Annotated in this window: 10 protein-coding genes; 4 read left to right on the forward strand and 6 right to left on the reverse strand. The window is 57.2% G+C overall.

The window, feature by feature from the left end; all coding sequences use genetic code 11:
* Positions 1 to 326: 326 nt before the first annotated feature.
* Positions 327 to 1,199 carry a hypothetical protein gene (locus D6T63_RS15820; protein ID WP_147394402.1) on the reverse strand — a complete coding sequence of 291 codons (873 nt, stop codon included), beginning with the start codon at positions 1,197 to 1,199 and terminating at the stop codon, positions 327 to 329.
* 103 nt (positions 1,200 to 1,302) lie between these two features.
* Positions 1,303 to 1,875 carry a recombinase family protein gene (locus D6T63_RS15825; protein WP_120150020.1) on the reverse strand — a complete coding sequence of 191 codons (573 nt, stop codon included), beginning with the start codon at positions 1,873 to 1,875 and terminating at the stop codon, positions 1,303 to 1,305.
* A 546-nt stretch (positions 1,876 to 2,421) separates the two neighbouring features.
* On the opposite strand from D6T63_RS15825, the gene D6T63_RS15830 reads away from it, so the two are divergent.
* The 4 genes from D6T63_RS15830 to D6T63_RS20250 all read left to right on the forward strand — a co-directional run bounded on the left by D6T63_RS15830 (position 2,422) and on the right by D6T63_RS20250 (position 7,250).
* Positions 2,422 to 4,356, forward strand: a complete 1,935-nt coding sequence (locus tag D6T63_RS15830; protein WP_120150021.1) for a KAP family P-loop NTPase fold protein — start codon at positions 2,422 to 2,424, stop codon at positions 4,354 to 4,356.
* A 352-nt stretch (positions 4,357 to 4,708) separates the two neighbouring features.
* Positions 4,709 to 5,182, forward strand: a complete 474-nt coding sequence (locus D6T63_RS19565) for a hypothetical protein (RefSeq protein WP_220725953.1) — start codon at positions 4,709 to 4,711, stop codon at positions 5,180 to 5,182.
* A complete protein-coding gene (locus D6T63_RS15840) occupies positions 5,179 to 6,480 on the forward strand; it encodes an adenine nucleotide alpha hydrolase family protein (protein WP_120150023.1) in 1,302 nt (433 codons plus the stop codon). The genes D6T63_RS19565 and D6T63_RS15840 overlap by 4 nt, the downstream gene beginning before the upstream one ends.
* Complete coding sequence (locus D6T63_RS20250; protein WP_120150024.1) at positions 6,477 to 7,250, forward strand: TatD family hydrolase; 774 nt, start codon at positions 6,477 to 6,479, stop codon at positions 7,248 to 7,250. The genes D6T63_RS15840 and D6T63_RS20250 overlap by 4 nt, the downstream gene beginning before the upstream one ends.
* Before the next feature lie 380 nt (positions 7,251 to 7,630).
* Here the strand turns inward: D6T63_RS20250 and D6T63_RS20040 are convergent, their stop codons facing one another.
* The 4 genes from D6T63_RS20040 to D6T63_RS15855 form a co-directional block, all read right to left on the reverse strand.
* A complete protein-coding gene (locus D6T63_RS20040) occupies positions 7,631 to 7,801 on the reverse strand; it encodes a DUF5956 family protein (protein ID WP_220725954.1) in 171 nt (56 codons plus the stop codon).
* Positions 7,802 to 8,377: 576 nt separating this feature from the next.
* Positions 8,378 to 9,094 (reverse strand): hypothetical protein, encoded by a 717-nt coding sequence (locus D6T63_RS19015; protein ID WP_147394403.1) that lies wholly within the window; start codon positions 9,092 to 9,094, stop codon positions 8,378 to 8,380.
* Positions 9,095 to 9,314: 220 nt separating this feature from the next.
* Positions 9,315 to 10,343 carry a hypothetical protein gene (locus tag D6T63_RS15850; protein WP_120150025.1) on the reverse strand — a complete coding sequence of 343 codons (1,029 nt, stop codon included), beginning with the start codon at positions 10,341 to 10,343 and terminating at the stop codon, positions 9,315 to 9,317.
* Positions 10,333 to 12,009: an N-6 DNA methylase gene (locus D6T63_RS15855; RefSeq protein ID WP_328588682.1), complete on the reverse strand. Its 1,677-nt coding sequence runs from the start codon at positions 12,007 to 12,009 to the stop codon at positions 10,333 to 10,335. The genes D6T63_RS15850 and D6T63_RS15855 overlap by 11 nt, the downstream gene beginning before the upstream one ends.
* Between the last annotated feature and the right edge of the window lie 578 nt (positions 12,010 to 12,587).

Here is a 12,587-nt window from a genome sequence, read left to right on the forward strand (position 1 = left end):
GTACTTCATCGACCCTACGAGACACAAAAGCCCCCACCATACGGCGGAGGCTTTTGGTTGTCGTAGCTCTCGCTTAGCCGGCTGCTAGTCTTCGGCTGCCCTGCCCGCGGTTACGATCTGCTCGCTGCTGCTCTGCTTTCAACTGGGCTGCTGCCCGTTGGCTGGCCTCTTCACGGGCCTTGCGGAAGTACTCTTGGGGGTTCCGTTGCATAGCTCCAACGCGGCCTGAAGATGCTTTTAGTACCTTCTCCATCACTCACGCTCCCTCACGTCGTCTATAGATCATACTGCTACAGCGCACTGGCAAAACGTCGCACTGCTACTGGTTAATCTTCTGCGTCATCCTTCTTGCCATCCTTGATGGCTTCCGAGATCGCGATGATGGTAGCTACGAGCTGGACGAGTGTTGCATCAGCACCAGTAAGGCTTCCTGCCACGGGTGAGTCGACAGTGAGCATTCCATCCACTTCAACGCCATCGCTTGCTGTTGCGGAGATGAAGGTCCGGTAGCTGCGTTCTCGTGTTCCGTCGAACCCCACCGGTGGGTTCTCTACACAGTCGTCAGTGAAGACAAACTTGTTCTGAGCAAGCATCTCAAGGATGGCGTCAGACTCGGCTGTGCCTGACGTCAGATCGAAACGCTGCCTTGGCGCTGTGGCCGTACTCCCGGCCTCTTGTAGATACATCTCATCCCCAGGGTCAGCAAACCTCAGCTTGAAGTAGTTCGCGCGGAGCCGCGGGATCGAGGGATCGATGACCTCCTTCAACGCAGAGAAGGCCAACCCTTTCAAATCGGAAGCTAAAACAGCCTTCGTAGGGGCCCGCCTTGCTCTAACGAGGGTTCCGAGCTTCTCCAAAAGAGGCAGGATGCCCGCTTCCAGTGCAACGAGAAACTCGCTACGCCCCTCCAACTTGGCATCTGCTTCCGCCTGTTGACCTTGACGCCTCACCCGCGCCACATCAGTTTCCAGACCCTTGATTCTGCTCCGTAGCTGCCTCGACTCCACGATAGGCACGAGCGCCGCCGTAATCGCCCCGACTAATCCGACGCCGAACAGTACCCAGCGCAATACAGAATCGTTGTCGTCAACCAGAGAACCCCAAAAAGCCCCTCCGAACGCCAGTGCCGCTGCGACCACCGTAATGACGCTCTTCCCCCAGCGATCCAGCCACCGTAGGGCATTATGAAGTTTTTCCACTTTGTAAGCCTATGAGGACGTACCAACCACGATGGTGGGCCACGCCGCCAGGTGGTGAAGCTCGCCGCACTTTGATCGGCCTCGGTGTCGACCAATGAGCACGTTAGATCACCTCACTGTTTGCAAGATTGAGGTAGCGGTACACCGTTGCCCGGCTGGCGCCGATGATCTTTCCGATGTCAGCTGGGGCAAGACCTTGAGCTTTGAGGTCCCTAGCTCGCCTGACCTTCACATGGTCGGTAGTCACTTCCCGCCGGCCGGCTTTCCGCCCATGCTCCGCTGCCGCGGCCATACCAGCCCTGGTCCTCTCCGCAAGCTGGTCACGCTCAAGCTGGGCGAAAGCAGACATGACGGTAAGCATGGCCCTGCCCATCGGTCCAGTAGTGCTGATGCCTTCCGTGACGCTGCGGAAGTGCACTCCCCTACGCTCCAGATCATCGATGAGGGCCAGCAGATTGCGGGTATTGCGCCCCAGCCGGTCCAGCTTCCACACAACAACCTCGTCCCCCTTCCGCAGGTGATCGAGAAGCTTGTCGAGCTCCGGCCGACTGGCCGTCGTTCCGCTCACCCCGTGGTCAGTGAAAATACGATTGCATCCCGCTGCAGCAAGCGCCACATGCTGCAGATCTGCGTTCTGCTCCAAAGTGCTGACCCTGGCATACCCGATACTTCCCATCCCCGCACTCCTTGCGCTCATCAAAGGCGTATATCCGCTTTGATGAGAATACGCAACGTAAGACACATTGCTGAGACAAAACGGCGGCCCATAAGTCCGCGCCGATACTGAGCACGACCGGACCAGTCGGGACCTCTCCAATCCGTCCGGTCAAAGGATCCTTTGCTGAGACGGCAACCCTGCTGGTTTTTGCACCGTCACATCAACAGCACCGTCAGTCGGACTGTGTGGTAGGCCAGGCGAAGGAAGGCCCGCGCGAAAGACTACACATCACTGGAAACTCTGAGAGCCCTGTTAACATTCAATCATGAGTATCAAAGCCATTCGGGGAGTCCGAGAGCCTGCGGACGGAAGAGACTCGCTACTTGCTAAGACGGAATACCACTACAGCAGCGCCCACGCGACGGCAATAACGACCATAAAGGCACCGTCGCTAGCTTCTGGATTTTCAGCAATGGGCGGGAATGGTCAGAAGCAGCGCATGCTCGAGAAGCTTGCCGCCTCCTCTAAGCGTCCTCTCAGACTAAGTTTCGAAGGTTTCAACTGATGGCCAATTTATTTCCTCTCTTGTCAGATGAACCAGCTATTCAGGATCTACTGGCCTTCCGCGCTGTCGCCGAGACTATCGCCGATGCCCTATTCGATGACGCACTCGATCCTGTCGCCGTAGGCCTCTCGGGCGCCTGGGGCAGTGGCAAAACCAGCGTGCTGGAACTAGTCAAGTCCGAAATTGAAGAACGATCCGCGACCTCGGACGGCAAGGTGTTGGTGATCTCAACCCAGCCGTGGGCTTATGACCCTGCAGTTGGCCCCAAAGAGAGTCTCATAGCCGAGGTACTTGCAGGACTAAATGAAGAGTTTAACACTGAGGACCCAATCGGTAAGGCCGGCCTCGAAGCTTTCAGAAAACTCGTCAAAAAGGTCAATTGGTCAAAGGCTGTGAAGATGGCCACCCGTACTGCCATAACGATGCAGCTTCCTAAGGTCGATGATGTGTTCGATCTCGTCAGCGATGACCCGGAGGTCCTCGGAACCGAAAAGGGGATGGCAGCGTTCCGAGAAGATTTTGAGGACCTTCTCGCCGACCCGGCCCTTGAACATTTGTCTCGAGTGGTCGTGCTCGTTGACGACCTTGATCGGTGCCTACCGGACACTGTCGTCGATACACTTGAAGCCATCCGACTATTCCTATCCGCCAAAGGAATGTCATTCGTCATTGCGGCAGACGAGGACCGTGTTGCCGAAGCTATCCAGCAGAAGTTCGGCGCCAGCCCTGGGAACTCAGATGAGGAAGATCCAGCAAAGCTTTATCTGCACAAAATCGTCCAGACCACAATTCCCCTGCCAGCCCTAAGTCGTTTCGACACTGAAGCCTACCTCTTTCTCCTACTGGCGAAGAGCGACAACGGAATTGGTAATGCCACCTACGAGGAACTCGTTAGCCAATGCAACGATCTTCGAATTGGCGGCGGAAGTCTTGATGACATTGAAGTGCAGGAAGGCGGTGTACTTGGTGCACACCTGATAACATCTGCTCGTCTGACGCCGATTCTTTACGAGAAGTTCCATGGGAACCCACGTCGCATCAAGCGATTTCTAAACGACCTGAATGTTCGACGAGCTATTTCAAGCCGCCGCGGGTTCATGCTGAAAGCGGACGAGGTGGCCAAGCTGATGGTGCTGGAGCGTATCCTTACCGATGACTTCAGTACTGTCCTGAATTGGTTGGCCTCTAATCAATTACGAGACAAGCTTGAAGCCCTTGAACTTGCCGCCAATGGTGGAGGACAATCGAATGCAGATACTGCAGATACTGCAGATACTGCAGATACTGCAGATACTGCAGATACTGCAGATACTGCAGATACTGTCAAGGAACCACCCGCCAAAGAAAAGCGCCCTTCAGTAAGGAAGTTAGAAGAGAAGACTTCAGCGGCATCGCAAGATGATACTTTCACGGACACACTACGACGCTGGGCGAAACTCCCCCCAGTTCTGGATGCAACAGCTATATCCGGATACCTGTACCTTGCGGCGTCGTTCGCGAAGATCGAGGTTATCGATACTGGTCTGCCCGAACGACTCCGTGATGTCGCTGCAGCACTGTCCTCAAGTCTCAAAATTGACCGTGCAGGTGTAACGGACGCAGCTCTTATGGCTTTGCCTGATCCTGACGCCCATGCACTAGTCAGCCACCTTGGGCGCCGCACTCGAGACCAGCCGTCCCTCCAGAAATTCACTGTGGAGAGCCTCCTTCGCATGGCAGAGCAGCGGCCCGCTACCCTGCCAAACGTCGTTGCAGCGCTCAAGGGTCTGCCCGCTGGCGAAGTTGAGACCGCCACCATCATCAAACTTCGAAGCCAGGACGCAGCGTCCTTCCGCCCAGTGCTGGTGACATGGAAAGCAGCCACTAATGACCCGCAGTTACTGAGGGCAATTGGAATTATTGAGGAGGCGTGGAGCGGAAGTCATGGGAACTAGCGGGTCATTTGGGGGAAGTGGTGGCAAAGACGCTGCTGACCTGCGCGACAACATTGCGGACTGGCTTGATGGACCCGGCACAACAGGGTCACCTGATGACACCGGGCCGGGCAGCCCTGAACCCAGCAATCCTGGAGAATCTTCGCCTTCCGGCTTTCCCGCACAGGGTCCCCAGATAGACCTAGGCCCAGCACTGCGTGTGCTTCTGCGCTCCCGTGGAGGCGGCGGCGCTGACGGACCTGGCGCTGGTGGTAGCGGTGGTCGCGGAGGAGGCGGAAGCCGATCTTCGGGTGGTGCAACACGCTCCGTCGGACGAGTGTCGAAAGCGGCCGGGCGTGCTGGCCGCCTCGCAATGGCGTACTCTGCCGGCAATCGGGAAGCACTCCGAGAGGCTGGCCTGAACTACGACGACCTGCAAGCACTCGGTGATCCCGTCGCAATCGGCATCAAAATCATCGAAGCCGCCTTCGGAGCTCCCGCAGACAGCACCATTGCTGACGCCGAGGAACGTTACATCGTGGCTGACGTTGTTGCATGGATCCTTGAGCAGCCAGCGGATCAACCGCCGACGCCTGAAGAGGTTGTGCGGAAGTCGATTGAGACAACCATTGCGGAGACTGCGCTGACGGAAGTTTCCGCCACTATCTATGCCAAAGGCGTTAGCTACGAAAAGCGCATTAGTGTTGAGCGACAGATTCGTGATGTCGCTGCTGAGTATGCTGCGCAGGCATCTCTGAACCCTATAGGAGCTACCGAGCAAGAGATGGCGCGGGCCATTGAAACTGGCATTCGGGACATCGGAACGATTTTCGGAGTGCAGTCATGACACGGATACTCCTCACCATCTCTGAAGCTGCTGCCAACACAGCTCAGCGAAGCGGCAGCTATGACGAAACGTTTTTATGGACACGTGACGGGCGATCGACCTTTGTTGGATCCGTTGACCCTCATCTGGGCGGGCTCGGCACTGTCAACCCGCTAAACGTAGATCTAGTGCGGATCGCGCTGGCTGTTTTCGGTGCCGACAGATCGGTGCTCCGCGAAGGCCGCGGATCGAGCTGGAACGTGCGCGACTTCGACATCACCGTCGAAGTGAACGATCCCGCCGCCTGGACCTCACACGCGCAGCAACTCAGTCAGTTGGTGGGCTTCCTGTCTGGCGATCGATGGGTTTTTCAGTTTGTGCAAGCCACAGCGCCTGAGGAGGATGTACTTCCTCTCGACAAGCAACATTTCGACCGTACGGTACTCCTTAGTGGTGGCGCCGACTCGGCTGCCGGCGCCCTGATATCAGCGATAGAGCTTGGTGAAGGCAAATCCCATGCTTTAGTCTCTCAGTTCAGCTCAACCGCACTCTCTCCTCTTCAGCAGAAACTCGTGTCCTCAATTGGAGGATTTGCGCCAGGAGTACGGCAAGTTCATCACCAATTCAGACTCCACCGCGGCTCTAAACGCCTCGATGGGACTGCATTCAGAGATGAGCCTTCCAGTCGATCGCGTTCGTTGTTATTCCTCGCCCTTGGACTTGCCGTAGCTGAACGTGCAAACTCGAAATTATGGATTCCCGAGAACGGGCTCGCGTCACTTAACCCTCCTCTCGGAGCTGATCGTCGCGGCAGCCTGTCTACGCACACAACCCACCCCAGGTTCCTTCGTGGATTGAGCGAATTGATGCGAAGCGTTGGAGGTTGCGGGGAAATTGAAAATCCCTTTGAGGGCCTCACCAAAGGGGAGATGTTTCAACAGGTTGCAGATGCGATCGGCGCCGACGCGGCGTCGGCGTATCTATCTGCAACCAACTCTTGCTCACACACAGATGCGCGCTACAGCGGCGCGCCAGCAGGCTCCTCTTGCGGGGTGTGCTTTGGCTGCCTTGTAAGAAAGTCATCATTTACTGCCTCAGGAGTGGCGGACAAGACTACCTACCTCGTCGATGACACTAGCGGCCAGTTCAGCGCATTCATCAAGCAGAAGTCCATCGTGGAACCCATGCGCGACTTCGTCCGTCGCGGCATCCGTCCACATGACGTAATGATCATGTCCCTGCCCCAAGATTATGCCGCAATGGACGCTCTTACGCTCTGCCAGCGGGGGGTCGAAGAACTCAGGAGTCTCCTCGGATGACCAGATCACTTCCCCCGCTTGATCTTCACGCGCATATTAGCCCCAAGACCGGCGCTACCGACCTTGAGCGACTAGGTGCCGTCGTCTTTGCCGCCACTAGGACACTCGACGAATATAAGAGCGTTAAAGACCGGAACGATCGAGTCACCATCTGGGGGGTAGGTTGTCACCCTGGCATTCCCGAAGCACAAAGCGCCTACGATCCGTCCAAGTTCACAGAACTCATATCCTCTAGTGCGTATATCGGTGAGGTTGGACTTGATGGTCGATCCAGAGTATCGATGGCGGACCAAGATAGAGTTTTCCGGTCGATCCTCACACATCTTCAGCAAACCCCAAAAATCTTGTCCGTCCATAGCTCAGGCGCTACGGGACGAACGCTTGAAGCCTTGGAAGCCATAAGAGTCAAGGGTGCAGTACTCCACTGGTGGCGAGGCACGGAAGCACAGACGAAACGAGCCCTCGATCTTGGTTGCCGATTCTCTGTCAACGCCGCCAACATGCAGCACGCAACGGATCTACTAATGATTCCAATGAATCGGATCCTAATCGAGACAGATCATCCATCCGGAAACCGCAGCTCTTCGTCTCCCAGACAGCCTGGCTCTATCCTTGATGTCGAAGCAGGGCTGGCCAAGCTACATGGAACAACCACGGAAACGATTCGCCGAGAGACTTGGCTGAACTTTGCCCATCTGGTAGATGAGGTAGCCGTTGGAACATTGCTCCCACATCCTGTTCAACGCATGCTATCTGTCGCACGAAACTGATCCAGATCCTCGTAAAGTATTACCCTTCGGAGCCGTTTAGCAGAGACGATCAAACGGCGTCGTAGTTACAACCAACTTGCTTGGCATCACACAAATCATTGTTTTTGCTCCTGAGCCAGGGGCCTCCTCTCCTTGTGCAAGATTCGAGCCACCTTCTTGCCGAGTGTTAATCCGTAAGGCGTGGCACATACGCCGTGCTGGCTAAATAAGCGTAGGAAGATCGAGCCAGCGATGCCATGATCGCGAGCAAGGGCCTTATGTGGCTTCAGTGCGGCCGGCCAACCGTCATGCCTCAGGGATAGAGGGCTCGGGAGCACGCCATCGATGACGAGTCGTAGCTCGAGCGGCTCGACGGCATCTGGTGCAGCTTCCTGCATGCCTCAGTTGATGACCAACCAGAATGTCGCATCCGTGTCGCACTGCCCTTGCCGGCGAGTGAACCAGGCGTAGCCCCGCGGCAGCGGTGGGATACCGGCAGTGGCCAGGTGCAGGTCGATGTCGTCGTCGATGGATGCTAGATCTGCATAAGCGACTCGGGCTCCGACAGCGATCGGGCAGCACGACCGTCAAAACAATTGGGTCAGCCTTATCGGCTCCTTGACACGTAAATCTGTCAGTGTGGTTTTGTAACCTTCACAGATGCACTCCTTCACACGCCGGGGACGGCGATCACAGCGCTTTCCCTCAGTCGAACGCTCAGACATAGCGCTCTTTCTTAGTTTAAACGAGGCGGGACGCTTTGAAGACTTGCGCCTGCTACGGACCCGCACCGCTCATCTTGCTGGGGGAAGCCTCGCGGCCGTCACTGCCCTTTTCGTCAGCATCATCCTGACTGTGCCACCAATCATCCTGAACAGTCTCGAGCAGCAAGACGGGTCACCGGGCACGGCGACCGCTTACGTCATTGGGGTCGGGATAGTTCTCCTTGGCGTGTGGCTAGCATTCTCCTTCTTGCTCGAACAGCGCGACATGGCGCGAGCATCAACGCGACTGGCGTTCTACGAGGAAGCTTTAGCTCGATGCAAATCTTCGACAAGCGATGCGTCGTCACTAGGTGCACCGAACTGAGGTATGTAAAAATGTTTTAACATGTGTCGGTTGCTTTGACAAAAGGACTGGAACGAGGGTCAAGCAAGCTCCGGCCGCTGCAACATTATTGCGCACCACTCTAACCAATTGGCATTGTCGCCTCTGGGACGTTCAAGAAGGTGAATCAGCGCGTCCACGGACGTCTTATATGCAGCTTCGGCATTCTCGACTGTATAAATAGCGAATCTGCGTTCGAACCCCATCCGAAACGCTTGATGCATCACTGGCTCAAAAAACTTAGCAGGAGGGTGAACCGCTTCATTTCTCAAGGCAAATATTTGATTCAAAGTCGTTTTCGTTGCTGCACTGTTTGTGTTTGACATACAAAAGGCATGAGTCCAAACTTGATGGCATCGGGCAGATGCCGACTGTCGGCGATAACCCAGATTTGCTTGCCGTGAACGGTTCCTCGTTTCGAATTTAGGGCAGCGCGACTCTACAGCATTTGTAAAAGCCTCTAATGTGAATGCTGTTGTACAGATGCTCATCATGGCTTTGCGATATTCGCGAAGGATGGCTAGGTCGGACTCCAGGCTACTGTCGCGCCCCGGGTTGCTTTCGCGGGCAGAACCTGCAGCAGCTAACTCTTCCCCGGCAATCGTCAACCAGTGAGGCCACACCTCCGTCCGCACAGTTATCCTGCCTGGATCAATAAGCTCTCCGCCCAGATTGAAGGTTATCCCCTCTACACGCAGTTGTCCCTGCTCAGGAAACCGTACACCTACTTGATCATCGGAGTTCGCTGGTGCTTCCATCTCCAATTCCTCTCATAATCATTGTGAGGTATTTTTGGCGTCGCTCATTCTGCGTACTACTCTGTGGTACTAACTGGCGAATTTTGATCACGATGTAAATAACTTCGATTTCACCTCGCAAGCTTGCGGGGCGCTAACTCCTATTTTGGACTTCTTATTGGAAAGCTGGATCGGATCAAGGACTACAGAAGAGTCAATCGGGAGCTCTGAAGAATAGTTGCTACTGGGCTTGTCTTCGCCGAACCCTCGCGTCTTTATGGAGGTTTACGGGTGTGGCGTCGAGGACGCGGCGGACCATCTCGGCAATGAAGTGGCCTGGTTGCAAGTCGGCAGGTACTCGTTCGTGCTGGATGACGACTCTAGGTAAGGCAGCGAGGGCAACGTCTACCTCAGTTTGGTCGATCTCTACCTCGAATTCGCCTTGCTCTCCGACAGGCGTGGTGACGCCGGCTTCTGCTAGGGCGTCCTCACCGTCGCCAGGGTCGTCTGTCTTGTCATCGATGGCGAGATGGTCCCCGTATTCGATGATGATGAGTGACACCGCGTGGTAGGCGTCGTCCTCTCGACCGAGCTTCTGCAGCAAGTCTATGAGCCATTCGGCTTTGTCGGGTGCTTCCTGGAAGATCGTCGACCGTAGCCCGTACACGAACCCGAGGGCTGCGAGAGGGTGGCGTAGGCGGAGGTTCTTTGCGTCGCCGTAGGACTCTTCGACACGATTGGCGGCGTTCTTACCGAAGCTCGAATCCATGCGTTTCGTGCTGATGAGCAGCTCGGGACCGGCGACCCAGTTCGACATGACGACGTCGACTTGTTTGAGGTAGTTCTTACCGAGAATGTTCGCACTGGATGCCGCTGCTCCTGCTGGGGGCGTTGCAGCGCGCAGGCGTTTCCAGAGCGCTTCGCGTTCCTTCGCCGTGACTTTATCCAAGAGACTGACGATCGGTCCCGGGAGGATCCGTGGTGCTGTCGGGCGAGGCCACGCAGCGTCAGGGTCGAAACCGGCGCGGCGTAGTTCGTAGGACAGCCACACATCTAACGCCAGCGCGGGAACGCCGGTCGTGGTTTCGGCTTTCAGGTACAGCGGCACTCCGAGGAGCCGGACCAACGTGTCGAAGTCAGGCTCGTAAACGAGCTCTCCAACATCATTCTTTGTCCAGGGGTTGGTGTGAACACTGTCAGGGGCGGCGTCAGCGACGATGCGGTCGAAGATCGCCCACGCTTTGGCTTTGGTCGATGGCTCAGCGGCCACTACGTCCCCTTGTCGTCCGGCGGGCAGTCATGTTGGTGTGCGCTTGCCGGACTGTCTGGAGCGCTCCGGTCGAGATGATGTCAGAGTCGATGAGCAGGACCTCGTCGACGAGCTTCACAGCGTCAGCGAGCTTGCCGTTCTGCAGCAGCTTCCTCACCGCAGGCCGGAGAGCTCTCAACGCCTCGGCTCTGGACCCCACGAGGGTTGGTGAGGGCATCGCCCATACGTCGGCTTCGCGGGGCTCGAGTTTGAGGATCCCGCCCCCGTAGGACCTACCGACCATTTCCGCGTTCAGCAGCGTCACCGAGTTCAGGCTCGCAAGGGGTAGGAGTTCACGCCCTAGCACCCTGAGCTCCTCGGCGAGGTAGACACCGTGCACGGAGTTCAAGTGGTGCGCGCCGGCACTATTCGTCGTCAGGCGGGGCGTGTCAGCGTTCATGCAGGTAAGGAAAAGATCCGCCGATGGTAGCAGCGGCACCCGATACCAGGGCTTCCGGACACGGCACTTATAGGCTTGGTCGACGCCTGCCCGGTGCCCAGTGTCGATGTACGCCTGGGCAGCAGGTGACGGTTCGGTTGACGGCCGGAACATCCAGGTAGCTTTGTCCTGTTGACCCAGACTCGTCATCTTCGACGTCGTGAGATCCAGCCCGCGGAGGTGGGCGCTGCCTGGCGGCGATAGCCGGACGAGATCCTTACGGGTCAGCCCTAGTTCAGCGACGCGTGCTGGCGAGAGTGCGAAGAAGCTGTTGTTGCCCGTCACCATCCCAAGAGTCGTGTCACCCCACACCTCTAGATCCGTGAAGTGACCCCTCGTCCGTAAGGTCTGGAGGGGTTCGATCGCGTCAGCAGCAACAAGGAGACCCGTCCATTTGCCAGCAGGATCTTGAGGCGTCCACGTCAGCGGATCGCCCATGGTCGCCAGGGCTGCTGCGTCCTTGGCCTGGTGAATCGTCGCGTGATCAGTCGGTCCTTCACCGAACCCTTCGGCGAGGAGCAGGACCACGTCGGCTTCAGCATCGGGGAAGACCTGTTCGGTGAAGAGCACCAACTCCACGCTGCGGAAATGATCAAACAAGAACTGCCTCACCGCGGCCGCGTAGTTCACGCTCAACAGTTCGGCCGGGAGCACCAACCCCATCCGTCCGCCCGGTTGTAGGAACAACGCGGAATGGATGGTGAAAGCAGCCCAGCTCGACGCCAGCGCGGTAAGGGAAACCCCGACCTTCAATGCCGCTTCGCGGGAACGGGTGCGGGACTCCCCCGCGAAATCCTGGTAGCGGATGTAGGGAGGATTGCCGATCACAGCCGAGTACAAAGGACGCGGAGCTACCTGGAAAAAATCGCTGACGGTGATGTCAGCGACTCCCCCGGCCTCCTCCACCCGGGCTCGGGCGATACGGGCGCTTTCTGTGTGGATCTCTACCCCATCCACTTGGGGGGCGTGAACACCAGGCCCTGCAAGCTTCTGAAGACGTTCAACAGCACTAACCAGGAACGCGGCATCACCGGTTGAGGGCTCCATTACCCTGTCATCACAACTACGGATAGCCCATTGAGCGATGAAGCGAGTGATCGCCTCCGGGGTGAAGAACGCACCCCGTGCTTTACGTAGCTCAGCTGTGTCGACGAAGGTGGAGACAGCGAGATCAGGCATGGAACCCATTGTGGTCTATCCGTCCGACATCATCGGAACGACGGCCCGCTACGGGCAAGCGTTCCAGCCGCCCATATGTGCCACCTACCTCCACCCGTAACGCTCAAGGAGGTCAACGTAGTCACCGAGCCTGCTCTCGCGTAGGTGATGAAACAGAATCGAAGCAGGGGGCCAGTTGTTTCTGTAAGGCTCAGTGCTGCTCCCGGTATAGAGCCCTCCCCCTGGACCCGAGTACAGGCCGCCGCCGGGACCGGTGTACAACCCACCACCCGGCCCTGTGGATAAGCCCCCTCCAGGGCCTGTAGATAGCCCGCCGCCCGGCCCTGTATATAGTCCACCGCCCGGGCCGGTATGCGCACCTCCGCCAGCTCCAATATGGGCACCTCCACCGTTGCCCGTATACGCACCACCCTCGGGACCGGTGTATAGCCCTCCACCCGAACCGGTGTACAGTCCTCCACCGCTACCTGAATAGTTATCTCGCGGCCACGTATTCTCTTTCATCCTCCGACGGTAACAACCCGGTCCGAAAACAAGACTCGTTGGCATTGAAGGGGCCCGACCCCTCTTCGCAGCACGGGGCAGTT

The sequence above is a fragment of the Arthrobacter cheniae genome (assembly GCF_003602275.1).
In the GTDB taxonomy this organism is placed as follows: domain Bacteria; phylum Actinomycetota; class Actinomycetes; order Actinomycetales; family Micrococcaceae; genus Arthrobacter_D; species Arthrobacter_D cheniae.